Source organism: Methylophilus sp. DMC18 (assembly GCF_056314005.1).
Genome location: NZ_JBQUZE010000004.1, coordinates 257446 through 281407 on the forward strand (window position 1 = coordinate 257446; position 23962 = coordinate 281407).

At 51.0% G+C, this 23962-nt stretch carries 22 protein-coding genes and 1 tRNA gene; 14 read left to right on the plus strand and 9 right to left on the minus strand.

The features are described from left to right. Positions 1-3 precede the first annotated feature (3 nt). Positions 4-3099 carry an efflux RND transporter permease subunit gene (locus ACT53G_RS11175; protein ID WP_194749013.1) on the plus strand — a complete coding sequence of 1032 codons (3096 nt, stop codon included), beginning with the start codon at positions 4-6 and terminating at the stop codon, positions 3097-3099. A gap of 296 nt (positions 3100-3395) precedes the next feature. Here ACT53G_RS11175 and ACT53G_RS11180 read toward each other — a convergent pair. Together ACT53G_RS11180 and ispH are read right to left on the minus strand one after the other, a co-directional pair. Then, positions 3396-3471 (minus strand) — tRNA-Thr (locus ACT53G_RS11180). A 65-nt stretch (positions 3472-3536) separates the two neighbouring features. Further along, positions 3537-4499: a 4-hydroxy-3-methylbut-2-enyl diphosphate reductase gene (ispH, locus tag ACT53G_RS11185; protein WP_476169477.1), complete on the minus strand. Its 963-nt coding sequence runs from the start codon at positions 4497-4499 to the stop codon at positions 3537-3539. Positions 4500-4616: 117 nt separating this feature from the next. Here ispH and purU point away from each other — a divergent pair, with 117 nt between their 5' ends. After that, positions 4617-5471, plus strand: coding sequence for a formyltetrahydrofolate deformylase (gene purU, locus ACT53G_RS11190; RefSeq protein WP_379074045.1), 855 nt, complete (start codon positions 4617-4619; stop codon positions 5469-5471). Between the two features lie 91 nt (positions 5472-5562). Here purU and lysA read toward each other — a convergent pair whose 3' ends face one another. Then, a complete protein-coding gene (gene lysA, locus ACT53G_RS11195; protein WP_476169434.1) occupies positions 5563-6807 on the minus strand; it encodes a diaminopimelate decarboxylase in 1245 nt (414 codons plus the stop codon). Further along, positions 6804-6950, minus strand: a complete 147-nt coding sequence (gene lptM / locus ACT53G_RS11200; protein WP_476169435.1) for an LPS translocon maturation chaperone LptM — start codon at positions 6948-6950, stop codon at positions 6804-6806. Before lptM ends, lysA begins: the two co-directional genes overlap by 4 nt. 182 nt (positions 6951-7132) lie before the next feature. On the opposite strand from lptM, the gene ACT53G_RS11205 reads away from it, so the two are divergent. The 6 genes from ACT53G_RS11205 (at position 7133) to ACT53G_RS11230 (ending at position 14405) form a co-directional block, all read left to right on the plus strand. Then, positions 7133-7543, plus strand: a complete 411-nt coding sequence (locus ACT53G_RS11205) for a type IV pilin protein (protein ID WP_194749010.1) — start codon at positions 7133-7135, stop codon at positions 7541-7543. After that, positions 7543-8055, plus strand: a complete 513-nt coding sequence (locus ACT53G_RS11210) for a GspH/FimT family pseudopilin (RefSeq protein ID WP_194749009.1) — start codon at positions 7543-7545, stop codon at positions 8053-8055. The genes ACT53G_RS11205 and ACT53G_RS11210 overlap by 1 nt, the downstream gene beginning before the upstream one ends. Then, on the plus strand, positions 8049-8453 hold the full coding sequence (locus ACT53G_RS11215) for a type IV pilus modification PilV family protein (RefSeq protein ID WP_194749008.1): 405 nt from the start codon (positions 8049-8051) through the stop codon (positions 8451-8453). The genes ACT53G_RS11210 and ACT53G_RS11215 overlap by 7 nt, the downstream gene beginning before the upstream one ends. A 14-nt stretch (positions 8454-8467) precedes the next feature. Continuing rightward, positions 8468-9607: a PilW family protein gene (locus ACT53G_RS11220; RefSeq protein WP_476156066.1), complete on the plus strand. Its 1140-nt coding sequence runs from the start codon at positions 8468-8470 to the stop codon at positions 9605-9607. Then, complete coding sequence (locus ACT53G_RS11225) at positions 9597-10292, plus strand: pilus assembly PilX family protein (RefSeq protein WP_379074054.1); 696 nt, start codon at positions 9597-9599, stop codon at positions 10290-10292. Before ACT53G_RS11220 ends, ACT53G_RS11225 begins: the two co-directional genes overlap by 11 nt. Positions 10293-10367: 75 nt before the next feature. Beyond that, a complete protein-coding gene (locus tag ACT53G_RS11230) occupies positions 10368-14405 on the plus strand; it encodes a pilus assembly protein (protein ID WP_476169436.1) in 4038 nt (1345 codons plus the stop codon). Positions 14406-14477: 72 nt separating this feature from the next. On the opposite strand, the gene ACT53G_RS11235 is transcribed toward ACT53G_RS11230, so the two are convergent. Together ACT53G_RS11235 and ACT53G_RS11240 are read right to left on the minus strand one after the other, a co-directional pair. Next, a complete protein-coding gene (locus ACT53G_RS11235; protein WP_476169437.1) occupies positions 14478-14693 on the minus strand; it encodes a hypothetical protein in 216 nt (71 codons plus the stop codon). Positions 14694-14736: 43 nt separating this feature from the next. Further along, entirely contained in the window at positions 14737-14895 is a 159-nt protein-coding gene (locus ACT53G_RS11240; RefSeq protein ID WP_194749004.1) for a hypothetical protein, read from the minus strand. 205 nt (positions 14896-15100) lie between these two features. On the opposite strand from ACT53G_RS11240, the gene ACT53G_RS11245 reads away from it, so the two are divergent. Further along, on the plus strand, positions 15101-15508 hold the full coding sequence (locus ACT53G_RS11245) for a hypothetical protein (RefSeq protein WP_476169438.1): 408 nt from the start codon (positions 15101-15103) through the stop codon (positions 15506-15508). 4 nt (positions 15509-15512) lie between these two features. Here the strand turns inward: ACT53G_RS11245 and ACT53G_RS11250 are convergent, their stop codons facing one another. Genes ACT53G_RS11250 through ACT53G_RS11260 form a run of 3 tightly spaced genes read right to left on the minus strand, consistent with a single transcriptional unit; the run spans position 15513 to position 17823 of the window. Beyond that, on the minus strand, positions 15513-16016 hold the full coding sequence (locus ACT53G_RS11250) for a DUF1993 domain-containing protein (protein WP_476169439.1): 504 nt from the start codon (positions 16014-16016) through the stop codon (positions 15513-15515). A gap of 13 nt (positions 16017-16029) precedes the next feature. Then, positions 16030-17529 (minus strand): YifB family Mg chelatase-like AAA ATPase, encoded by a 1500-nt coding sequence (locus ACT53G_RS11255; RefSeq protein WP_476169440.1) that lies wholly within the window; start codon positions 17527-17529, stop codon positions 16030-16032. Positions 17530-17574: 45 nt separating this feature from the next. Then, positions 17575-17823, minus strand: coding sequence for an accessory factor UbiK family protein (locus ACT53G_RS11260; RefSeq protein WP_194749000.1), 249 nt, complete (start codon positions 17821-17823; stop codon positions 17575-17577). Between the two features lie 256 nt (positions 17824-18079). On the opposite strand from ACT53G_RS11260, the gene ACT53G_RS11265 reads away from it, so the two are divergent. The 5 genes from ACT53G_RS11265 (at position 18080) to ACT53G_RS11285 (ending at position 23957) form a co-directional block, all read left to right on the plus strand. Further along, a complete protein-coding gene (locus ACT53G_RS11265) occupies positions 18080-19042 on the plus strand; it encodes a TorF family putative porin (RefSeq protein ID WP_476169441.1) in 963 nt (320 codons plus the stop codon). 60 nt (positions 19043-19102) lie between these two features. Further along, positions 19103-19441 carry a P-II family nitrogen regulator gene (gene glnK / locus ACT53G_RS11270; protein ID WP_018986930.1) on the plus strand — a complete coding sequence of 113 codons (339 nt, stop codon included), beginning with the start codon at positions 19103-19105 and terminating at the stop codon, positions 19439-19441. Positions 19442-19456: 15 nt separating this feature from the next. Further along, positions 19457-20860 (plus strand): ammonium transporter, encoded by a 1404-nt coding sequence (locus ACT53G_RS11275; protein WP_194748998.1) that lies wholly within the window; start codon positions 19457-19459, stop codon positions 20858-20860. A 108-nt stretch (positions 20861-20968) separates the two neighbouring features. Then, on the plus strand, positions 20969-22651 hold the full coding sequence (locus ACT53G_RS11280) for a peptidase domain-containing ABC transporter (RefSeq protein WP_476169442.1): 1683 nt from the start codon (positions 20969-20971) through the stop codon (positions 22649-22651). Continuing rightward, positions 22644-23957 (plus strand): HlyD family secretion protein, encoded by a 1314-nt coding sequence (locus tag ACT53G_RS11285; protein ID WP_476169443.1) that lies wholly within the window; start codon positions 22644-22646, stop codon positions 23955-23957. Before ACT53G_RS11280 ends, ACT53G_RS11285 begins: the two co-directional genes overlap by 8 nt. Positions 23958-23962 lie beyond the last annotated feature (5 nt).

Genomic DNA, 23962 nt, shown 5'->3' on the forward strand with positions numbered 1-23962 from the left:
GCGATGTTAAAAGGCTTGATCACCTTCTCACTGCAACAGCGTGTATTTCTGCTGATTGGCGCGGTTGTGCTCATGATTTTCGGCTGGTTTGCGGTGCAAAACCTGCCAATTGAAGCTTTCCCCGATGTTGAAGATGTGCACGTGATTATCGTGACACAATCACCAGGGATGGCGCCAGAAGAGGTCGAGCGCGTTGTTTCACTGCCGATTGAGCATGGGATGAGCGGGGTACCTGGACTGGCACAAATCCGTTCGGTGTCTATTACCGGGCTCTCCGTGGTCACCCTCACTTTTGCCGAGCGCACGCAAGATTATTTTGCGCGGCAGCAGGTGTTAGAGCGTTTACAAGGGGTGAGCTTGCCCATCGGCTTGCAACCCACGCTGGCACCGCTGACGACGGCGGTGGGGGAGGTTTACCGCTATTTGGTTGAAGCGCCGGCAGAAATGCCGCAACGCGAAATCCGCGCTATCCAGGACTGGAAAATTATCCCGCAACTGCGCATGGTGCCAGGGGTGGCTGATATCACCAGTTTTGGCGGGACGGTCAAGGAATACCAAATCAAGCTGGATCCTTACCGCTTGAAAAAGTTTGATGTGAGTATTGATCAGGTTAACCAGGCGGTCAGCAACAACAGCAGTAACGTGGGTGGCGGACTCATGCACAGAGGCGACGAGTCGCTGGTGGTGCGTGGCATCGGCCTGTTTCGCAGTCTGGATGATATTGCGCAATCCGTGGTGGATACGCGGGATGGCAAGCCTATTCTGGTCAGCGACCTTGGTCAGGTGGTGATTGGTGATCGCCCCCGTTCAGGCATCGTTTCCTTTAATCAGCAGGATGACATTATTGAAGGCATCGTGCTGATGACCAAGGGCCAGAATGCCGCCAAAGTGATCGACGCCTTGCGCGAGAAGGTGGATCTGGTCAATCAGACCCTGCCGCCCGGCGTCAAAATCGTGCCTTTTTATGACCGCACCGGCCTGGTTCATCACACCGTACATACTGTGGCAGAAAACCTGATTGTCGGCGCGTTGCTGGTGGTGACGATTCTGGTAGTGTTTTTGCGCAACTGGCGCGCCGCCCTGATTGTAGCTTCGGTGATTCCGTTATCCCTGTTATTTGCCTTTATTGTCATGGATTTACGCGGTGTCTCCGCCAACCTGATCTCGCTCGGAGCGGTAGACTTTGGCATCATTATTGATAGTGCAGTGGTACTGGTAGAGGCGCTGATGGTGCGCCTGGCGGTGGCTGAGGTGGATAAAACACAGGGCAATATGGGGCTAGCCTGGCGCATGCAGACACTTAAAAGCACGGCGATTGATATGGGGCACCCGATTCTGTTCTCCAAAGCCATCATCATCACTGCCTTTTTGCCGATTTTTACCTTTCAACGCGTAGAAGGAAAAATTTTCTCGCCGATGGCATTCACCTTGAGTTTTGCCTTGCTGGGCGCCATTATCCTGACTTTGACGCTGGTGCCAGCCTTGTTGTCATACACCATGAAGCGTGAGGATATGGCGGAAAAGCACAGCCACTGGATGCAAAGCTTGCAAAATGCCTATCGTCATATTTTGCTTAAAACCCGCAAATGCCGCGCATGGGTGGTCATTTTATCCGGGGGCATTTTGGTTATATCCGTGCTCTCTGCGCCCATGTTAGGCTCTGAATTCCTCCCCAAGCTGGATGAAGGCAATATCTGGCTCACCGTTGATCTGCCACCCTCGGCTGGCCTGGAAAAAACTAAAGAGATCGAGCGAGAAATCCGCAAGATTCTGAATAGCTACCAAGAGGTGAGGTTGGTGGTGTCGCATGTCGGACGGCCAGATGACGGTACCGACCCTAAGGGCCCCTACCACATGGAGATTCTGGCTGATCTTAAGCCGCACAGCGAATGGAAGTTTGCCGATAAGGAATCGCTGATCAAGGATATGTCGCGCCGTATCCACGAGATTCCGGGCGTGCCCACCAACTTTTCGCAAGTGATTCAGGACAGTGTGGAAGAGGCGTTGTCTGGCGTGAAAGGTGAAATTGCAGTCAAGATTTTCGGCCCGGATTTAACGATTCTCGAGCAGAAAGCGGCAGAGGTGGTCGATGTCATTAATCACGTGCGTGGCGCAACCGATGTGGCGGCAGTCCGCATTTCAGGCAACTCTGAGCTCGATATCACGCTTAACCGTGCCCAATTGTCGCGCTATGGCCTGATGGCGGGCGATGTTAACAATACGGTACAAACCGCTTTAGCCGGCAATCCGGCCAATACGTTTTACGATGGGGACCGGCATTTTGATGTTACGTTAAGGCTGGACAGACCTTTCCGCGATTCTGTGGATGATATTGACGAGTTACCGATTGCCTTACCAAATGGAAACGGTAGCATCCCGCTCAGCGAGGTGGCCGAGGTGACCATCAAAGAAGGGGCTTCTCGTGTCAGCCGCGAATCAGGCTCGCGTATTGTCTCCATCAAAGCCAATATTACAGACCGCGATCAGGGCAGTTTCGTGCAAGAAGCCATGCAGCAGGTCGAGGCAAAGGTCAAGCTGCCGCCTGGCTATAGCATGACCTGGGGTGGACAATTTGAAAACCAGCAACGGGCCATGAAGCGGTTGATGGTGATTGTGCCCTTGTCTGTGTTGTTGATTTTTGTCTTGCTGTTTTGGGCATTCAAGTCGGTCAAAAATGCCTTGCTGGTGTTGCTGATGATTCCATTTACGCTGGTGGGCGGCCTGGCGGGGCTGGCCGTGGCCGGACTGCATTTGTCTGTCTCTGCCGCCGTCGGCTTTATTGCGCTGGCCGGCATTTCGGTGCAAAACGGGGTGATCATGGTCGAGCAGATCAAGAGTTTGATGCGCGAAGGCAGAGAGCTGTCGGAATCGGTGATTGAAGGCGCAGTTGCCCGCTTGCGCCCGATATTGATGACGGCCTTGATGGCCGGGTTGGGCTTGATGCCAGCGGCGCTCTCGCATGGCATTGGCTCCGAAACCCAGCGGCCGTTTGCGGTGGTGATTGTCGGTGGGTTAATTACCGCGACCTTGTTCACACTGTTGTTGTTGCCTTTGTTGTTCCCGCTGTTTTCCGACCTGCGCCGTCCGCGCGCTGAATAACCACCAATTTGGTTCTATGAAACCAGAGTGGTGGTTGATATCAATCAATTCGTGTGGGCGAGTGCGCCCCATGTCTAGATTTATTCAATTAAAATCAAGTGCTTGGACTGTTTAAATGATTTGGCACAAATCATGCATACGTGAATAAGTGTAGTGGAATTCAATCGCAATGGCAGTTAACAACAATCACATGCGAGTTTCCCGACTATCCTTTCCCGAGGATATTGCTTGTCCCAAGCTGAAATGGCTTGGGCTTTTTTTTGCCGGTGGCCGGTCGGAATTTTTTGATGTGTGGATGGTGCCGGAGAAGGGAATCGAACCCCCGACCTTTTCATTACGAATGAACCGCTCTACCAACTGAGCTACACCGGCAAACAAGGCGAACATTGTTTGCCAATCTTAGCAAGGGACGGCCAGCCAATCAATGCGGCAAGCGTTTAAACCGTGCTGCGCTTCTCTGCATTGACCAGGTTTTTGGGCAGCTGGAACACGACGTTTTCCACTACCCCTTGCAACTCTTCCACCTGGTTAGCCCCCATGTTTTTCAAAGCAGCAATCACTTCCTGTACTAACACCTCAGGTGCTGAGGCACCGGCAGAAATGCCGATTTTCTTTTTACCTTGTAACCAGCCTGCTTGCAGGTGGCTGGCATTATCGACCATATAAGCTTCTACGCCCTGGTTTTTGGCAACTTCACGCAAACGGTTTGAGTTAGAGCTATTGGGTGAGCCGACAATAATCACCAGATCACAGTCTTTGGCCATGATTTTGACCGCGTCCTGCCGATTTTGCGTGGCGTAGCAAATATCATCGCTTTTGGGTGCCTTAATGTTGGGGAAGCGTGTTTTGAGGGCGTTGATGACCTGAGTGGCGTCATCCACCGATAAGGTGGTTTGTGTCACATAGGCCAGTTTGTCAGGGTCGGTGACGGTGAGGGCGGTCACCTCTTCCGGGGTTTCCACCAGATACATGCCTGCTTCGGACTGGCCCATGGTGCCTTCGACTTCTGGATGGCCTTTGTGGCCGATCATAATGATCTCCAGACCATCTTTGCGCATTTTGGCGACCTCGATATGCACCTTGGTCACCAGCGGACAAGTGGCGTCAAACGCCGTCAGGCCGCGCGACTCTGCCTCTGCGCGCACCGCCTTGGAAACGCCATGCGCACTAAAAATCACAATGCTGCCTGCCGGAATTTTTTCCAGATCATCAACAAAAATGGCGCCTTTGTTGCGCAATTGACCCACGACAAATTTGTTGTGAACCACTTCATTGCGCACATAAATCGGCGCGCCGAATTTTTCGAGTGCCTGTTCGACAATAATAATGGCACGGTCTACGCCCGCACAAAAGCCACGCGGGTTGGCCAATACGATCTCAGGTGTCACTTCTGTTTGCATAATGAATTCCGTCAAGAGTCTGCTGCTGTCTGTGCCTGCAAGTGCCAAGGTCAACCACAAGGGCTGGCAGGCATCAGGTATAATCTGCATTTTTGTTGCTCACTTAAAGCCCATGTTATGAAAAACACTGCTACCTTGCTGATTACCTGCCCGGATACCAAAGGGATTGTGGCGGCGATTGCGCAATTTTTGTATGAGCACAATGCCAATATTTTACACGCAGACCAGCATCAGGATGCGGAAAATAATCTGTTTTTGATGCGCGTCGAGTGGGACCTGACCAATTTCAATGTGGCGGTGGCCGATTTTGAGCAGGCGTTTGGCCCGGTGGCGCAACGCTTTGCCATGACCTGGCAACTCAAATTGTCTGAGCAAAAAACGCGCATGGCGATCATGGTGTCGCAATATGATCATTGCCTGGTAGACCTGCTGCACCGCCATCATAGTGGCGAGCTGGCCTGCGAGATTCCGCTCATTATCAGTAATCATAAAGATACGGAAAAACTGGCGCAGTTCTATGGCATCCCGTTTCACTATTTGCCGATGACCAAGGAAACCAAGGCTGAGGTTGAAGCGCAGCAGTTTGCCTTGTTTGATCAACACAAGATTGACCTGATTGTGCTGGCACGCTACATGCAGATTCTGTCCCCCGAGTTTGTCGCCCGTTATCCTCAGCGGATTATCAATATCCACCATTCATTTTTGCCAGCCTTTATCGGCGCGCGCCCCTATCACCGGGCATTTGAGCGCGGCGTGAAGCTGATTGGTGCGACCAGCCATTATGTGACTGAGGTATTGGATGAGGGCCCTATTATTGAGCAGGATCTGGCGCGTATTTCTCACCGTGACCAGGTGGAGGACCTGATTCAGAAAGGCCGTGATCTGGAACGGGTTGTGCTCTCCAAAGCCGTGCGCTGGCATATTGAACATCGTATTTTGCTTTATGCGAACAAGACCGTGATTTTTGATTAACACGTATCTTTATAACAATAAAAAAACCGAAGCAATCAAATGCTTCGGTTTTTTGTTGATTACTGCTGAAAAATTGCAATGACGGCCAATGTTACGGCAAGACGCGCTCCAGTTTAAACAGATCAGCAATCTGCTCGCGCTCGCGAATCACATACACCTGATCGCCGTCGACCAGTATTTCTGCGGCGCGTGCACGCGTATTGTAGTTGCTGGCCATGCTCATGCCATAAGCACCGGCAGAGTGTATGGCCAGATAATCGCCTTCAGCAATTGCCAGCGTCCGGTCATGGCCTAAAAAGTCACCACTTTCGCAGACGGGACCTACGATTTCATAGACCGCAGTCGGTGCCGTAGACGGGGCAATGGTCGTGATATTGTGAAAAGCGTCGTACAAGGCAGGGCGCATGAGGTCGTTCATGGCGGCATCGACGATGGCGAAGTTTTTGGTCTCACCTGGCTTGAGGTATTCGACTTTGGTCAGTAATACGCCTGCATTGCCGACCAGCGCGCGGCCGGGTTCAAACAGCACCTTGACGTTTCTGCCTGCCAGTTTTTGCAGGATGGCAGCCGTATAGGCGGCAAAGTCAGGCGGGCTTTCGTCACTGTAGGTAATGCCTACGCCGCCGCCGACATCAATGTGCTGAATAGGGATGCCTTTGGCCGCCAGCGCATCTACTAAACCGAGGACTTTATCCAGCGCATCTAGAAACGGCGATAACTCGGTAATTTGCGAGCCAATATGGCAATCGACGCCATGCACGGCAATGTTGGACAATTGCGCCGCTTTTTCATACAAAGCCAGTGCATCTTCAAATGCAACGCCAAACTTGTTATTTTTAAGGCCGGTAGAAATATAGGGGTGGGTTTTTGCGTCTACGTTTGGATTGACCCGCAACGAAACCGGGGCCTGTTTACCCAAGCGAGCCGCCACTTGCTGGATACGGTCCAGCTCATTGATAGACTCTACGTTAAAGCAATAGATCCCTGCTTCAAGGGCGGCCTCAATTTCAGCGTGGGATTTACCAACGCCAGAGAACACGACTTTTTTCGGATCACCGCCAGCTGCAATTACACGGGCCAGCTCACCGCCAGACACAATGTCAAAGCCGGCACCCAGGCGGGCAAACAGATTCAGTATCGCCAGGCTAGGGTTGGCCTTCACGGCAAAACAGATCAAATGGTCATTCCCACGCAGCCCGGCAGCAAAACGCTCAAACGCCTGCGTGAGTGCTGTCCGCGAATAGACGTAGGTGGGGGTTTGGTGGGTTTGCGCAATATCACGCAAGGCTACATTTTCGGCATGTAGCAGGCCTTGTTGGGTTGAAAACGGGATCACGATGGCGACTTGTCTGATGGCGGTTGTGGTTGTGGTTGAGGATACTGACGCTCAGGAAGATACAAATTGCCTTTGAGGCCACAAGCACTCAGTGTGCATAACAGCAGCGCAAGTGCTATTAATTTTGTAGAGCTGGCAAACATGATCCTGGCGTCCAATCAAAATAAAGCCAGATTTTACCACTAAAGCTGCGCAGGCCCATGCCTGGTCGCGCGTGCTTGGGCCAAGTCTACCGTTTGTCGGCCAGGGGTAACCGCTAGTCGGCTACTGCTAGACAGGAAGAATCGCTGTTTGCATGATAAGGCTGTGCAAAAAGGGGATATTCATGAAGCGTCTTTTACAACAAGGCTTTAGTCTGATTGAAGTGATGGTGGTGGTGGCCATTATCGGCTTGCTCGCCAGCATTGCTGTGCCGGGTTACCAGGATTATGTCAAAAGTGGCAATGCGGCGGAGGCACCTGCCAATCTGGCCAATTGCCGGGTGCAGGTCGAACAGTTTTACCAGGATAATTTTACCTATGTGGGCTTTGTCTGCAACCCAAGTGATGCCAAGTATTTCGATTACTCGATTGATAACCAGTCAGCGACGACTTACACCCTGAAAGCGACAGGCAAGTCAGCGCAGAACATGGGTAATTTTTCATTTACCGTCAACCAGGATAACGCCAAGACCTCTATTTACGACGGCACCACTGGCGCCACTTGCTGGCTGACTTCATCCTCAGGAAGTTGCTAATGCAGCAGCAAGGCTTTACCTTGATTGAGCTGGTCGTCACCGTGGTTGTGATGGTGGCGGTCTCCAGTATTGCCATCCCGGCTTTTCAGACGGCGATTGGCAATTCGCAAATCAGAACCGTGGCCGAGTCTGTCAGGAACGGTCTGCAGCAATCACGTGCCGAAGCGATCAAGCGTAATAGTCGAGTGAAATTCACATTGCAAACCAACAGTGCCTGGCAGATTGGCTGCGTTGCCATCACGCCAGCCTGCCCAGCGGTCATCACCCAGAAAAGTGCCACCGAAGGCGCATCCAGCAATGTCACCGTGACTGCAGATAACTATACCGCGGTGTTTAGCAGTTTTGGTACGCGCGACCCGGCCAGCCCGGATGCGCTGACCATGGTGAATGTGAGTAACAGCCAGGTCAAGGCAGAAGAACGTAAAGCATTGAGAGTGACATTGGCGGCAGGCGGCAACGTCAAGGTTTGCGACCCTGCGGTGACCACGGTTGGGGATACCCGCGCATGTTAAAAACATCCATTAACAGGGCGCGACGCACCTTGGGCCAGCAAGCCGGATCTGTATTGATTGAGGCGATGGTGGCGGTCGTGATTTTTAGCATGGGGGTGCTGGCCCTGGTTGGCTTGCAAAGCGCCATGATCAAGAATAGCAGTGACAATCGTTACCGTGCCGAGGCACAGCTGATTGCACAGACCCATATTGCCAATCTGATGGCCTATGGCGGTGATGCTGCGACTTATGTCAGCCAGGTGGATACGGAAAGTATTAAAACCCAGTTACCCAACGGCACCCTGAGTTTTTCTGCCATCACCAACAGCATGATCACCGTCACGGTGGGCTGGCAAGTACCGGGCGGCACGCGCCATTTAGTTAATGCGTCCAGCTATTTGTTTGATGTCACACCCTGAGCAAAGGCCAGCAGATGAATAGGGTAGGCACAAAATCACAGCGGTTGCAGTCAGGCTTTAGCCTGGTAGAGCTCCTGGTCGGGTTGCTGATTGGCCTGGTGGCTACTTTGGCGATCAGCAACCTGTTTACCGGTTTTGAAGCAAGAAAACGTGCCATTACCGGCGGTAGCGATGCTCAGTCGAATGGCGTGCTGGCCATGTACTACATGCAGCGTGATGCTCAGAATGCCGGATATGGACTGCCGGTTTATAACAGCTCAGACCCATCCCCGTTGTTGTGCCCGATAGAGACATCCATCAATCAAGGGGGCGTCGTCATCAATTTATCACCCGTGGTGATTGTGGATGGCGGCGCAGGCAGTGATATTGTGCGCATTCGCTATGGTAATCCGGCCAGCGGAGGTGCGTCACTGCGTGCGACGGGCACGATTACTACGCCTACCCTGGATGGCCGCCTGATTGGCTGCCAGGAAAACGATGTGGTGCTCTATCACCAAACGCCGAGCAGTCCCAACTGTAGTCTGGCCAGGCTGAAAAAGTTAAACGCTGACCGGACCATCAATACGCTGAGCGAGCTCAATACGCCACCCACCGCCAGCCCGGTAACGATTTTGAACGGGGCTGACTGGGTACGATTCTCTTGCCTGGGCGCCTGGAACCAGTATGAGTACCGTGTTAGTGGCACCTTGGAGTTGACCAGGAGCGGCGGCACGCCAGGGACAGATCCTTTCCCCAATGCCGCTGCGATCCCTGTTGCCAGTGACATAGTGAGCTTGCAGGCGCAATATGGCATCTCTGACACCATTGATCCTGCATCGCCCTCGGCCACGGCTGCCGGCTTTTTAAACCGGGTTGACCGCTGGGTGGATGCCACCGGCATCTTTGGTGACACGATTTCGCTCATCGACAGAAACCGTATCCGTGCCATCCGCATTGCGGTGGTGACCAGGGATGGCAATCTACAGAAAAAAGCCGTTAGCCAGGCTTGTAATGGTTCCGTTGCCGGGCTCGCCAAGGTCTGTGTCTGGCAGGCAGATGCCAATCCTGCCAATGTCGATTTAACAGCGGTGCCTCAATGGCAACAGTATCGCTACCGGACCTTTGAGGCCAACATTCCTCTCAGAAATATTCTTTGGAATCGTGATGCGCTCTGATCCGTATACCCCTTCCAATCAAGCCCGGCTGCCCTTAGCGCAGCGAGGGATCGTCTTGTTTTTTGCCTTGCTGGCGCTGGCAGTGATGTCTATTGCTGCCGTTGCCTTGATCCGTAGCGTAGATACCAATGCGCTGGTGTCCGGCAACCTCGTCTATCGCCAATCCGCGACGACCACGGCCAATGTCGTGCTAGAAGGGATTACTGAATATATTGCCAAAAACGTCGTGCTTGAGGTGAGTACCACCCATCATCCGCAGCTTGGCTATTACGCAAACTGCAGTCAGTTTGATACTAATCCGGATGCACAAATTTGTGATGGCAAGCAGCTCACTACCATGACCTGGGATGACAGCAACAGTAGCCAGGTCCCTAACCAGACCGACGGCAATGACGAAATTCGTAATGGCATGGACCGTCAGGGTAATCAGATTCGCTTTGTCATTGAGCGCATGTGTAACTTCAGCAATGCCGAAATTAATGCAGGCAGTGCAGCCACCAATGCTTCGCGCTGCATGATGGCCAGCTCGCCCAACAATGGTGAAAACTGCTCACACAATATCAACAACATGGAGCTGTTCAAACGTTGCGTCTCAAGTTCGGACTCGCCACTCTACCGCGTTACTTTGCGTATCGCTGGCCCTAAAAATACGGTGACTTATATGCAGTCATTTATCTCCAACTAAACAGGTGGAATGATGAAACCAACACGTTGCCTTCATACAATTGTTTTCCTGATACTAGCATTGCCTGGTTTGGTCATGGCGGAGTTTCTCGACCTGGCCACCATGCCGCTGCAAACTTCCGGGAGCTCGGATGTAAAACCCAATCTGATGTTTGTGCTGGATAACTCCGGCAGTATGGGCTTCAACTATACCCCTGACTGGGCCGCGGATGATCCTGATGGCCGTTCCTATTCCAGCGGCTGGTCCTGGTATACCTATGATGCCGCCGACTGGTTATTTAGTAACTCGGCCTACAATACACAGTTTTATAACCCTGAAGTGACCTACAGTACACCGCTCAATTACTTGGGGACGAGCCTTGCCAATAAAACCTCGTTCAGTGGTTTTTCTGAAAACGTCACCACAGTGTATGGCAATATTACGCGAGGCTCATCAGCCTATTACTACGCTTATGTGCCGGGTGAGTTTTGTACCACGCCTGCATTGACCAGTTGTGTAGTTTCAAAAACTAAAACCACGGTGAATGGCGTTGCCTATAATTATCCGGCCACCTTGCGCTGGTGTAACTCGGATGCTGCCTCTAAAAAAAGAACACTTGATTCCAGTGGTGGGACGCAAGACCGTTGCCAGGGCATCCGCAATAATGTCTCTACAGTGAATGATAGCAATACCTATGTTTACTTGAGGGAACCAAGCGCGCGGTATCGGCTGAGTTTTAGTATCAGTGGTTCGGTGAGAGTGACCAGCGTCAAAATCAATAATATTGAGTTGCTGTCTGCCGCGACCACCTCGAGTTCCAACGCCTCGACAGTCTCTAGCCGCGTACAAAATAATCTCTGTAACTCCTCCATGACAGGCGCTTGCAAATTGGCAGGCAATGTTGTCATCAGCAACAATGGCAGTAGTTTTGATTTTAGTACCTTTGCCGGGGATGCCCTCAACCCGGCCAGTCCGATACAAGTGACTTTTTCCGGGTCGGGAGGCAGCTATACGGCCACACAGTTATCCACAAATAACACGGATATTCCTGGCAGCCTGATATATCAGGAAATTACGACTGCCCAAACCAGTTATAGCGCGCCGGGGGCAACCAGCAAAGGCGCCGAGCGAACCGATTGTGCTGCGGCTACTTGCACCTATAGCGAAGAGTTTACCAATTATGCTAATTGGGTCACCTATTATCGTACACGCATGCTCTCGATGAAAACTGCCGCCAGCCAAGCGTTTAAAGCCCTGGATTCCAGGTATAGGGTGGGATTTGTGACGATTAATAATTCATCTTCTAATTATCTGCCGCTGGCTCCTTTTGACAGCTCGCAAAAGCAATCCTGGTACGATAAATTGTTTGCAGTCAATCCTGGTGGCGGGACGCCGTTGCGCACTGCCCTTGCCAATGTGGGCAAACACTATGCTGGCAAAAAGACGTTAGGAACCGATGATCCGATGCAGTATGCCTGCCAATCCAACTTTACCTTGTTGACCACAGACGGCTATTGGAACGATACCGGCAATCCTACGCGCATTAATGGGTCAACTGCGATAGGTAATCAGGATGGCGGCAGTACGCCTGCGCCACAGTTTGATAGCAGTAACAAATCCAATACCTTGGCGGATACGGCCAAGTATTTTTATGACACGGATATCCGTGACAGCACGCTCTCCAATTGCACGGGATCTTTGGGTTCATCCGTTTGTGGCACGGCGACGGATTACCCCAAGCAAAACATGGTCACCTTGACCTTGGGCCTGGGCATTGCAGGGACCCTGCTTTATACCGATGATTATAAAACGCAGACCATGGGCGACTTTAAAGACTTAAGCGCGATGCCCATGCGCAAAAACTGGCCTGATCCCACTCTGGCGGAAAACGGCACCCGCATTGATGATTTATGGCATGCTGCTGTGAATGCTGGCGGCACCTACTATAGTGCCAGCAACCCCAAACTGTTGCGCGAGTCCTTGGCCAAGGGTTTGTCGGAGATTAAATCCATCCAGGGTGCGAGTGCCGCGGCTGCGGCCAGTAGCCTGGCGCCGACCAATGGTGATAACTTCCAGTATGTGGCCAGTTATCAGTCAGTAAAATGGACGGGTAACCTGGAAGCGCGGACGGTCAATACCAATTCCTTGCAAACCTCAGAAACCGCAGTTTGGTGTGTGGAAAATGTGGCGGCCGAGGCCTGTACCTCTCCAGCTACAGCCTATACCGGACCAGACAGTAACTTGTATTGCAAAACCAGCAACTCCACCGATTCAACTTGTAGCAACGCTAACGGTTCTCTGGGATCAGTGCTGAATTTTGGTGACGCAACAGCATGCTATGTGCCCATTGCCCGTAGCTGTGATGGCAAGCTCAAAACGCAAATTGGGCAACGTAAAATTTACTTTAACAATAACAATGCCCGTGCTGACTTTAAACCTGGTAATTTACCGGCAGCGTATAGAACTAAACTGGAAGAAGGTTATAACGCTTTAAGCCAGATGAAAGCCTTGCCTGCCACCGATCCGAAAATGACAGATACTCAAAAAGCCGACAAGCTGGTTGATTACCTGATTGGGAATAAGACCTATGAAGACAACAGTATGAATACAGCGCCTGCCAACCGCTTATTCAGAGAGCGGCAGGCAACACTGGGCGATATCTCACAATCTCGCCCCAGTTATTTCAGGGCTTCGAACGTTGATTATCTCGATCCCGGCTATAAAGCTTACAAAACTTGGGCTAAAACACGTACAGCCGCCGTCTATGTCGGGGCTAACGATGGCATGCTACATGCGTTCAATGCCAATGACGGCACAGAGCTATGGGCTTTTATCCCATCTCCAGTCATTCCGAATCTGGCCAATCTGGCAGATAAGGAATATGGTGCCAATTACCATACCAATTATGTCAATGGCAGCCCGGTGGTCACGGATATCTGTATCTCAGCTTGCACCGGGGACAATGCGGAGTGGCGTACGATTTTGGTTTCCGGGCTAAACGGGGGCGGGCGTGGCTATTTTGCGCTGGATGTGACCACACCGGAAAACCCACAAGTCCTTTGGGAGTTTTATGCTCAGCCAGATGGCATAAACAATACGCTAGGCTACAGCTTTGGTAACCCGATGGTGACTAAAATGCTGGATGGGCGGTGGGTGGTGCTTTTGACTTCTGGGTACAACAACGGCACCAATGCTCGCAAACTCAACGATGGCACCTTTGTTGCAAACAATCCGGTCGGCGATGGCCGTGGCTATTTATATGTCCTCGATGCCAGAACAGGCAGCCTGTTAAAAACATTGACGACTGGCGAGGGGGATGCTGCCAACCCGAGCGGCTTGGCAAAAATTTCCGGCTACGCTGAGCAAATGTTTGAGAACAACACGGTATTAAATGTCTATGGTGGCGATTTAAATGGCAATATCTGGCGTTTTAATATCAATACCAATACCGTCAATAAAATTGCCAGCTTGACTTCGGGTGGCGGTACTGCACAAAAAGTGACTACCCAGCCAGAGTTGGGCAAGGTCGATAAGAATATGGTGGTCATGGTGGGTACTGGCAAGTTTCTGGAGCCTGCCGATTTGACCAATACGCCTCAGAACTCAGTCTATGTGTTCAAGGATAGCGGGCAGACCACGCCAATTGGCCGTAGTCAGTTAACGACGCAAGTGTTAAGCGGGGATCGTACGGTGTCCTCCACTGGCACGGTGAATTTTGATTCTGGCTATGGCTGGGTGCTGGATTTTCCTGTAGGGGAACGTGTCAATCTGGATCCATTGTTACTCAATGGCGCCCTGATGATGCCAACACTTGTACCAAGTAGCGAGGCTTGTAGTGGTGCCGGCTATGGCTGGTTTAACTTCTTTAACTATAAAAAAGGCGGCTCTTTGTTGCCTGGTGGTGCCATTTCTGAGCGTATGACCACACCCGCCGTTGGTTTTAATATTGTCTATGACGGGAATGGCGTGCCGCATGTTGTGGTGACTGGCAGTAATGACCCTACCCCGCAGCAATTAAGCCTGGATGACCAGATATTTGGGTTGTCGGGTTCCAGCAAGGCCACGGTGATTTTCAAGCAAAAAAGCAATGGTAGCTATGGCACCAAGCAAAGCTGGCGTGAATTGATCCAGTAACCAATCCCAGTAACCAATCTGAGTTGTGCAATAAAAAAGCCCCGTAAACGGGGCTTTTTTATGTGATACGGATTACTTTACCTTTTTTGCAAATACATACAATATCAGGCAAATTGCGACGACGATGCCAATCAGTGTGTAGATGCCTGCTGCGCCTAAAAACATGGTTGCCTCCTTCTCGTCCGGTTGAAGAGAAGTTTTATTGTAGGCAAACGTCAGGCGGGTGTCTATCAGTTGAGGGCTGGACCAGTTAGGTGTCTGGGCAAGCAACATGCGATGCAATGCCACGCTATGACCTGCGTAGCGGTGTGAGGCAAACTGCCGGTGTGTTTTACACGACTTCCAGCGTCAGCTCAGCAGGTTTGTAAATTGCCTGAATGTTGCTGTCTGCAGTGATATCTTCAGCCAGATACATAATGTCCTGCGCCGTCATCAATTCTGGCATGCTGGCGGTATAAGTCAGCGGCTCGTCTTGTTGCAAGTCTTTCATGGGGCGTCCTTTAGTTCTGTTTATGTATACTTGTATTAACGTCATCAGGTTTCCATTCTTGAATTAATTTGTTCATGCGATCATTTAAATCTATGTTAATGGTCTTGTATGACGCTTTAATGAAGTAATCCAGCTTTTATAAGGGCTGTCGGCCGGTTTGGCTTAAAATATTGGCAGGGTTGAACAACAAAAAGGAGTCGGATGCATGCGTGCGAGTCGGTTTATGTGGGTTGTGTTGATGGCCATGCTGGCGGCAGTGGGGTATTGGTATTGGCAATCGCTGCAGTTGCCAGCGTCTGCACCTGCGCAAAATGCGTTGGCTCATACCATCAATGAGTGTGATTTGATTGCTAGTAAGGCAGCGGCCGCGTTACCAGAGCAACTACCCTTCCAGAAGCTGGAAAAAGCGGCTAGACAGTCACGCGTGTTGGAGCATTGCATGCAAGACCGGAGCTATCAGGAAAATCCTGACTGGGTGGTTGCCGCGAACAAGCAGGCGAAAGCGATGGCCTCTGCCCAAGGAATTTCAGACAGCGAAGCCTATGAGACATTGCGCCGTAAAGCCATGTTGCAGTCAGACCAGCAACCGGGCTACTGGCGCAAACGGCCTTGAGGCATCAGCGCTTTTGACCCAGGTAGTCGGTTTTGCCCAGTGGCACCCCAATATGGCGCAAAATGTTGTATGCCGTGGTGACATGAAAATACACATTGGGCATGACCCATTTTTCGAGATAATCCAAGCCGGTGAAGGTCAGATCCACTTTACGTATGGTTAACACCACTTCTTTATGCTCGGCGCCTTCCAGCTGTGAAGGCTTGATGGCTTCGAGAAACGCGACTGTCTTGGCGATTCTGGCGTAGAGCTGTTCAAAACTCGCTTCATCATCCGCATATTGCGGAATGTCTATGCCTGCCAGTCGTCCACCCGCCCCTTTACTCATGTCGCTCACCAGTTGCACCTGTTTGGTTAATGGGTACATGTCCACATACAAACGGCTATTCAGTAGCACTTCTGGTGCGACTTTTTTCTGTTCTGCATAGGCTTCCCCTTGCCGCAGAATGTGCTCGAGATTTTGCAGGTTACGAATCAGCGGGGCGATACTGGCATCATAAAGTTGCATGTGGAATACGCTTTCAATAGTCATGACGCCGATATTGTAGCGCCTCTGCAATGTGCTTATCCAGAATGTATTCGGCCTGGGCCAGGTCAGCAATGGTTCTTGCGACCTTGAGGATGCGGTGATAGCTGCGGGCAGACAGTGAAAACTTTTGCACCGCCATTTGCAGTAAGTGATTCGCCTGGTCACCCAATTGGCAATGGGTGGAAATTTCGAGCGCACCCAAGGCTGCATTCGGTTTCTGTTGGCGGGTCAGTTGACGCTCTCGCGCCTGAATCACGCGTGCACGAATGGCCGCACTCTGTTCACCATGATGGTCATGTGACAACTCTTCTGGTTTTAGTGCTGGTACATCAATATTCATGTCTATCCTGTCCAGCAGCGGGCCGGAAAGTTTGTTTTTATAGCGCAGAATTTGCTCAGGCGTACAGCGGCAGCGTTGGTTATAGTGCCCGTAATAGCCACATGGACAAGGATTCATCGCTGCAAGCAATTGAAACTGGGCCGGGAAAGTTGCCTGTCTGGCTGCCCGAGAAATGGTGATATTGCCACTTTCCAGCGGCTCGCGGAGCACCTCCAGCACTTTCCTGTCGAACTCAGGCAGCTCATCCAAAAATAATACGCCGTGATGGGCGAGGCTGATTTCTCCGGGTCTGGGCACACTGCCGCCACCCACCAGTGCCACGGCAGAGGCGGTGTGATGTGGCGCCCTGAATGGCCGCTTTTTCCATTGGCTGGCCGGAAACTGGCCGGTCAGTGACAAAATTGCCGCACTTTCCAGCGCTTCCTGCGTAGTCATGTCTGGCAGAATGCTATTAAACCGGTTCGCCAGCATGCTTTTGCCTGTGCCTGGCGGGCCGCTCATCAATAAACTATGTTGGCCCGCCGCGGCAATTTCCAGGGCGCGCTTGGCGCGTAATTGACCTTTGACTTCGAGATAATCCGGAAAGCTTAACGAGGATTCTGACAGCACCAGCGGGTGAGGGGGCAGCGATTGTTTGCCAGACAGATGGGCACAGACTTCAAGCAGGCTATTCGCGGCAAAAATGGAACACCCCTCAACCAGGCTTGCCTCATGCGCACTCTCCTGGGGCAAAATCGCCGCCCTTTTGTGCGCCGGGCCCTGAATCAGTTGGTAAGTCATCGCCAGGGCGCCGCGTATCGGCCTTAACTCGCCTGTTAATGCCAGCTCACCAGCGATGACATAGTTGGCCAGCGCTTGTTTAGGTAATTGCCCGGAGGCTGCCAGAATCCCAAGCGCAATCGGTAAATCGTAGCGGCCCCCCTCTTTGGGCAGATCTGCCGGTGCCAGGTTAACTGTAATCCGCCGCGCCGGGAATTCAAACTGTGCGGTTTGAATCGCTGCCCTAACCCGGTCTTTGCTCTCTTTCACTTCGGTTTCTGGCAGCCCGACGATAGTGAAGCTGGGCAGGCCATTGGCGAGATGCACTTCTACCACCACTTCTGGTGCATCCATCCCACTCAGGGCCCGACTGTATAACACGGCCAAACTCATGTAGCACTCCCGCACCAAAGAATGCTAACAATTGTAAATTAAATTTTACTTTCTGGCGGCATTGGCTTGTTCTAGCTGGCTGATTTTTTCTTCAAGCTGTTTTAATTGTTGCTGCGTGCGTGCCAGCAAAGCGGCCTGAATATCAAATTCCTCGCGCGAAACAAGTTCCATTTTGGGGAGCATGCCCTGAATTAGTGCATGCAAGTTGCTTTCAAGCTCTGAAATGGGGCTTGAATCAATTAGTTGTTTGATTTTAAAAGATAATTCTTTAATTTTTTCATTTGAAAATAGCATGGCAGGCTCTCCTTGGGATCACATTTTAGCATGTAAGGCCCTCGAAAAAAGGGGTGTAAATGGTTGATTTTTATGTGTTTTCAATTAAAAACATGTTGTTGTGTTGCTAATGTAAGTATTTAATTTAAGTATTTTAATTAAGATATTGATTTTTAATAGCTATGTGGGTTGGCACGTGCCTTGCTTTTAGGTCAATGTTGTTTCATTCTCGTTTACAACAATTTGATCAAGATTTTCACAGAGAGAGGACCTATAAATGCGTCAATCTATTTTGCTCACAGCAGTATTGAGTGCAATGTCATTTGCACAAGTTTCATACGCAGCTGAAGAAGCCAAGGAAGAAGCCAAATCTGACTGGACTGCCACTGGTAACATCGGTGTGGTATCTGACTACTACTTCCGTGGTATTTCACAATCCTGGCATAAGCCAACCGTGCAAGGCGGTATGGATATTACGCATTCCAGCGGTTTCTATACTGGCCTTTGGGGTTCTGGTGTAACACCAAATACCTATCCTGATGCCACTACTGAAATTGATATCTATGCCGGTTATAACGGTACGATTCCAACCGTAGAGAAATTAGGCTACACCGTTGGTATTTACGGCTACCTGTATCCAGGTGGTTCATGGAAAAAATACAGAGGCTCTACTACAGTTGATAGTAATGGTAACCCAGACCCAAACAGACCTTTGACTCCAGGGGGTGGGCGTTGGGATACTTACGAAGCAAACGTTGGTGTTTCTTATGACTGGATCAGTGCAAAACTGTCGTACACTCTGACCGATTGGTTTGGTGCAGATAAGTCTACTGGTTGGGATGGCAGTACTAAAGGTTCAACCTATGTTGAGCTGAACGCTGCTTATCCATTGCCATGGTGGGATTTGACTCTGATTGCTCACGTTGGGCGTTTGAACGTCTCTGGTAAACTTGATAGAACGTTCTCCACCGACGGCATTAACTTGCCTAGCGATTCTCTTTCTAAAGCAACTGACCCAGACTACACAGACTGGAAAATCGGCTTAAGCAAAGCATTCAAAATCGGTGCTACAGAAGGCTGGAATGCGGGTGTGTATTGGATTGAGTCTGATAACTCACGCTACTGGGGTTACAGAGGCTACGGCGGCTCAAGCTTTAATGGTAAAGGCACTAACGGCGCAGTTGAAAGCAAAAACCTGAATGATGGTCGTTTAGTTTTAACATTAGGCCGTACATTCTAAGTAAGCAAGTTTTAGATCTGGCGGGCATGTGCCTGCCAGAGTTAACAACGGGAGAAGCAAATGAAATTTGTATCCGCAATAATCAAGCCATTCAAGCTTGATGAGGTGCGTGAGGCTTTGTCCAATATCGGCGTACAAGGCATCACTGTCACTGAAGTCAAAGGATTTGGCCGTCAAAAAGGGCACACTGAGTTGTATCGTGGTGCTGAATATGTCGTAGATTTTTTGCCTAAAGTTAAACTCGAAGTTGCGATCAAAGATGACATGCTGGATCAGGTCGTAGACGCGATTGAAAAAGCAGCCGCAACAGGCAAAATCGGCGATGGCAAAGTCTTTGTCTTCGATTTGGAACAAGTTTACCGTATACGTACCGGCGAAACCGGTCCGGATGCGCTATAAGAAAGGGCTTCTGTTATGAAGAAAATTCTTTCCATATTATCGCTGGTCGCCGTGATGGGTCTGGCGGCAAGCCCAGTCAGTTATGCAGAAGAAACTGTGACCGAAACCATCACAGTACAAGAAACCGTTTCTACTGATGCGGCACCTGCGGCCGAAGCGCCTGCAGCGGCCGAAGCTGCCCCTGCTGCTGAAGCAGCACCAGCCCCGACGCTGGATGTGGGTAATACCGCGTTTATGATTGTTGCCACTGTGCTGGTGATTTTGATGACGATTCCTGGCCTGGCGTTGTTCTACGGCGGTTTGGTACGTCAGAAAAATATGTTGTCAGTGCTGATGCAAGTGTTTGTTGTCTTCTCTATGATTTCTGTATTGTGGGCTGCGTATGGTTACAGCATGGCTTTCAGCGAAGGTAACATGATTGTCGGTGGATTAAGCAAGGCGTTTCTGGCGGGTATTACACCTGCTAGTTTGTCTGGCACGATTCCAGAGTATGTATTCTTGACCTTCCAGCTGACATTTGCTGCCATTACACCGGGGTTGATTGTTGGTGGTTTTGCTGAGCGTATGAAGTTCTCTGCTGTATTGTTGTTCACGGCATTGTGGGTGACTTTTGCCTACATCCCAATCGCACACATGGTATGGGGCGGTGGTTACCTGGCAGAGCTGGGTGCCAAAGACTTTGCTGGTGGTACTGTCGTACATATCAACGCTGGTATCGCTGCCTTGATTGGTGCCATCATGTTGGGCAAACGTATTGGTTACGGTAAAGAAGCCATGCCTCCGCACAACCTGGTGATGACCATGATTGGTGCTTCCTTGCTGTGGGTAGGTTGGTTTGGCTTTAACGTCGGTAGTGAACTGGCTGCTGATGGCATTGCCGGTATGGTGCTGATCAATACACAATTGGCTACCGGTTCTGCTGTACTGGGCTGGATTTTTGCTGAATGGTTGTTCAGAGGTAAGCCAAGCATGCTGGGTGCCGCTTCTGGTGCAGTGGCTGGTTTGGTTGCGATTACGCCTGCTTGCGGCTTTATCGGCCCGATGGGTTCTATCATCCTTGGCTTCACTGCCAGCTTTGTCAGCCTGTGGGGTGTGACCAAACTGAAAGGTGCGCTGGGCTACGATGACTCACTGGATGTGTTCGGTGTGCACGGCTTGGCCGGTATCTGGGGTGCGGTGGGCACTGGCGTGTTGATGTCACCAGGTTTGGGTGGTGTTGGTTACGCAGAAGGTGTGACGATGGGTGGTCAGGTCTCTACTCAGATCATCGCAGTGGTCGTGACCTTGATCTGGACAGGTATTGTGAGCGTCATTCTTTACAAAGTGGTAGATGCGGTTGTCGGTCTGCGCGTGAGTGAAGAATATGAGCGCGAAGGTCTGGACACGACTGAACATGGTGAACGTGCTTACAGCTTGTAATCGTTGTGTGGTATAAAGAAACGGCTCTAGTTAGAGCCGTTTTTTTTTGGGAACTAATATAAACGGTTGTTATCCATTTACAGGGCCTAGTTAACAACAATTCTTATTATGGCAAACATTCATACAACATCTCTCAGCCCTTTTCAAAGAGTCGTCAAATTACTCTCATTTGAAAAACAGGACATTTTGCTGCTGTTTTATTTAACTGCGGCTTACGGTGTGCTGGGTATCGCGACTCCTGTTGCCGTGCAGGCGATGGTGAATATCGTCACCATGGGCGGCGTATTGCAGCCGCTGTACGTAGTGGGGTTTATCCTGTTTTGTTTGCTGGCGTTGTCTGGTGCGATTTATGCGATTGAGAGTTTTCTGGTTGAGATGATTCAGCGACGGCTTTTTGTACGGTATAGCTTACAGATTGCGCAAAATACCGGGCAAATTCATATTTCTGTGTATGACAAATTCAATCCGGTAGAACTGGTGAATCGTTATTTTGATATTCAAACCGTGCAGAAATCGATGGCGACTTTGCTCACGGTTGGCTTGACCGCCTTGTTGCAAGGCATCATCGGCAGCATTGTGCTGCTTTTTTATAGTCTGTATTTTGGCATTTTGGTGATCCTCATGCTGATTGTGTTGTGGGTGATTATTTTTGGCTTGGGTAAACAGGCTGAAGAGACATCGATCAAAGAGTCTAAAGCCAAATATGAAATGGCGGCCTGGCTGGAAACCATTGCCCGCAATAAATGGCTCTCAAAGTTTTATGGTGCGACTCAGCGCAACACGGCGAATACCGCGCAGCTTGCAGAAGGCTATCTGCAAGTCAGGACCAAGCACTTTAAAGTACTCATGATGCAACTGATAGGCGCGGTGGGCCTCTATGCCTTGATTGGTACGGGCATGCTGATATTAGGCGGGACACTGGTGATTAAAGGCCAGATCAATCTGGGCCAGTTTGTTGCCGCAGAGCTGATTATTTTTGGGGTGCTTTCTGCGTTTGTGCGATTTGTGACCAAGCTGGAGTATTTCTATGATCTGCTTGCGGCGGTCGATAAACTTGGTGTGCTGGAAACCTTGCCTGTAGAGCGCTCTGGGGAGCATCAGTCAGGTCAGGAAGGCTACACTACCCTGAAGGTGCATCAGCTGACTTTTCAACACGCGGATCAAGCTGCTTTGGTCAGCAACCTGAGTTTTCACTTGCAACGTGGTGAGAGCCTGGCGTTGATCGGTGGCTTAGGCAGCGGTAAAACGACGTTGCTGGAGCTGATCACCGGTATGAGGCAGCCGCTGCAAGGACATGTCAGCTACAACGACATTGATGTGCGCCAGCTTGACCTGGCACATTTGCGTGACCGGATTGGCGTGGCGAACAAAGTCGAGTGGCAGCATGGCTCTATTCTGGATAATCTGAGGTTGCAACGGCCAGAGGTGACACTTGATCAGGTGATTGAGTTACTGCAGGTGCTTGGGTTGTGGCAAGAAATCAGCAAGCTGCCCAATGGGGTAGAAACAGTCTTGACTGACTTTGGCGCACCGATGACGCATACACAGTTACAACGGTTAATGCTTGCCCGTGCGATGCTGGGTCAACCGGATGTATTAATCATTGATGGCCTGCTGGATCAACTGGCGCAACATGAGCTGGATCAGGTGCTGATGTTGCTTAAGCGTCACCAGCAGGACTGGATGGTGTTGATCACCACGCGATATCAGCATATCGCCCAGCAATGCAAGCAAGTCATTCATCTTCAAAGCCAAGCGGCGACAGACGTGGCAGGAGGTCAGCATGCGTAATACGGTTGAAAGTATGCTGACACAAAGCGTACAAACCCCTGAGCATTTAAGGGTTTGGATCAAACGGATGGCCTGGCTGCTCGTTGTGCTGCCCCTTGCTTTTTTGCCTCTGCCATGGCAACAAAACGTGACCGCGCTGGGCAAGGTCACGGCCTATTCTCCTTCCGAGCGGGTGCAAACCGTCGATGCCCCCGTGAGCGGGCTCATCCAGCACTGGTATGTGCAAGAAGGCTCGCAAGTGAAACAAGGCGATGTATTGCTGGAAATTAGCGATACTGATCCTAACTTCCGGCAGCGCCTGCAAGCGCAGCGCGATAACCTTGAGGACAAACTCGCTTCCAAGCAAAGCGAGTTATCAGCTTACTCGGTGCAGCGTGACAACCTGGCCGCCGGCCGCGATGCCAAAATCACCGCCGCCCAATACAAGTTGGATGTCGCTAACCAAAAAATTCTCAGTGCACGTGAAGCTGTGAACTCTGCTCAAGCGACGCTGGATGCTGCCACGATGCAGGTCAAGCGTATGCAACGCCTACTGGGCGATGGCCTGGTTTCCAAGCGAGACACCGAAGTGGCTGAGCGTGACCATACGATTGCCAGCCGAAACTTGAATAGCGTGCAGGCTCAACTGCAATCGGCTATGGCCGAGGCGCAGTCGGCACAGGCAGAAATTCGGCAGGTGCGTGCCGATACGCAAGCATATCTGGATTCGGTCACGGCCAATATCAACAAAATCAAAGGCGAGGTCTCAGATGCTGAAAACAGCCTGCACAGCTCCGAGATTTCACTGGCGCGGCAAAACATGCAGAAAATCATCGCGCCCCGCGATGGCACGATTTTCCGTTTACCGGTCAATTCACAATCCCAGATAATCAAGCAAGGTGATCCATTGCTGATTATTGTGCCACATACCTCTCAGCGTGCCGTGGAGTTATGGGTTGATGGCCGTGATGCGCCACTGATTACTCGCGACAGTGTTGTGCGTCTCGAATTTGAGGGGTGGCCTGCGATTCAGGTGCCTGGCTGGGCGCAAGTCGGTGTGGGCACTTTTGAGGGCAAAATTGCTTTTGTCGACCCGACTGACAATGGTACCGGGCATTTCCGTATCATGGTGATCCATAAAGAAGGCACGCCGCAATGGCCAGAAGCCCGCTTTTTGCGTCAGGGTATCAGTGCCAAGGGGTGGGTATTGTTGGAGAAAGTGACGATAGGCTATGAATTGTGGCGCCTGCTCAATGGCTTCCCGCCCAGAATCCCGCATGAGCCAACACCGCTCAATCTGCCTGCTGGCGTTGGGGCAAGTAAATGAAGCGT

Excerpts from the sequence above, each read along its gene's own strand:
- ACT53G_RS11245 (WP_476169438.1), top strand. The coding sequence starts at position 15,101 with ATGCGTGCGAGTCGGTTTATGTGGGTTGTGTTGATGGCCATGCTGGCG.
- ACT53G_RS11210 (WP_194749009.1), top strand. The coding sequence starts at position 7,543 with ATGCAGCAGCAAGGCTTTACCTTGATTGAGCTGGTCGTCACCGTGGTT.
- ACT53G_RS11215 (WP_194749008.1), top strand. The coding sequence starts at position 8,049 with ATGTTAAAAACATCCATTAACAGGGCGCGACGCACCTTGGGCCAGCAA.
- ispH (WP_476169477.1), bottom strand. The coding sequence starts at position 4,499 with ATGCAAACAGAAGTGACACCTGAGATCGTATTGGCCAACCCGCGTGGC.
- ACT53G_RS11205 (WP_194749010.1), top strand. The coding sequence starts at position 7,133 with ATGAAGCGTCTTTTACAACAAGGCTTTAGTCTGATTGAAGTGATGGTG.
- ACT53G_RS11250 (WP_476169439.1), bottom strand. The coding sequence starts at position 16,016 with ATGCAACTTTATGATGCCAGTATCGCCCCGCTGATTCGTAACCTGCAA.
- purU (WP_379074045.1), top strand. The coding sequence starts at position 4,617 with ATGAAAAACACTGCTACCTTGCTGATTACCTGCCCGGATACCAAAGGG.
- glnK (WP_018986930.1), top strand. The coding sequence starts at position 19,103 with ATGAAATTTGTATCCGCAATAATCAAGCCATTCAAGCTTGATGAGGTG.
- ACT53G_RS11285 (WP_476169443.1), top strand. The coding sequence starts at position 22,644 with ATGCGTAATACGGTTGAAAGTATGCTGACACAAAGCGTACAAACCCCT.
- ACT53G_RS11260 (WP_194749000.1), bottom strand. The coding sequence starts at position 17,823 with ATGCTATTTTCAAATGAAAAAATTAAAGAATTATCTTTTAAAATCAAA.
- ACT53G_RS11175 (WP_194749013.1), top strand. The coding sequence starts at position 4 with ATGTTAAAAGGCTTGATCACCTTCTCACTGCAACAGCGTGTATTTCTG.
- ACT53G_RS11225 (WP_379074054.1), top strand. The coding sequence starts at position 9,597 with ATGCGCTCTGATCCGTATACCCCTTCCAATCAAGCCCGGCTGCCCTTA.
- ACT53G_RS11220 (WP_476156066.1), top strand. The coding sequence starts at position 8,468 with ATGAATAGGGTAGGCACAAAATCACAGCGGTTGCAGTCAGGCTTTAGC.
- ACT53G_RS11265 (WP_476169441.1), top strand. The coding sequence starts at position 18,080 with ATGCGTCAATCTATTTTGCTCACAGCAGTATTGAGTGCAATGTCATTT.
- ACT53G_RS11280 (WP_476169442.1), top strand. The coding sequence starts at position 20,969 with ATGGCAAACATTCATACAACATCTCTCAGCCCTTTTCAAAGAGTCGTC.
- lptM (WP_476169435.1), bottom strand. The coding sequence starts at position 6,950 with ATGTTTGCCAGCTCTACAAAATTAATAGCACTTGCGCTGCTGTTATGC.
- ACT53G_RS11230 (WP_476169436.1), top strand. The coding sequence starts at position 10,368 with ATGGCGGAGTTTCTCGACCTGGCCACCATGCCGCTGCAAACTTCCGGG.
- ACT53G_RS11275 (WP_194748998.1), top strand. The coding sequence starts at position 19,457 with ATGAAGAAAATTCTTTCCATATTATCGCTGGTCGCCGTGATGGGTCTG.
- ACT53G_RS11240 (WP_194749004.1), bottom strand. The coding sequence starts at position 14,895 with ATGAAAGACTTGCAACAAGACGAGCCGCTGACTTATACCGCCAGCATG.
- ACT53G_RS11255 (WP_476169440.1), bottom strand. The coding sequence starts at position 17,529 with ATGAGTTTGGCCGTGTTATACAGTCGGGCCCTGAGTGGGATGGATGCA.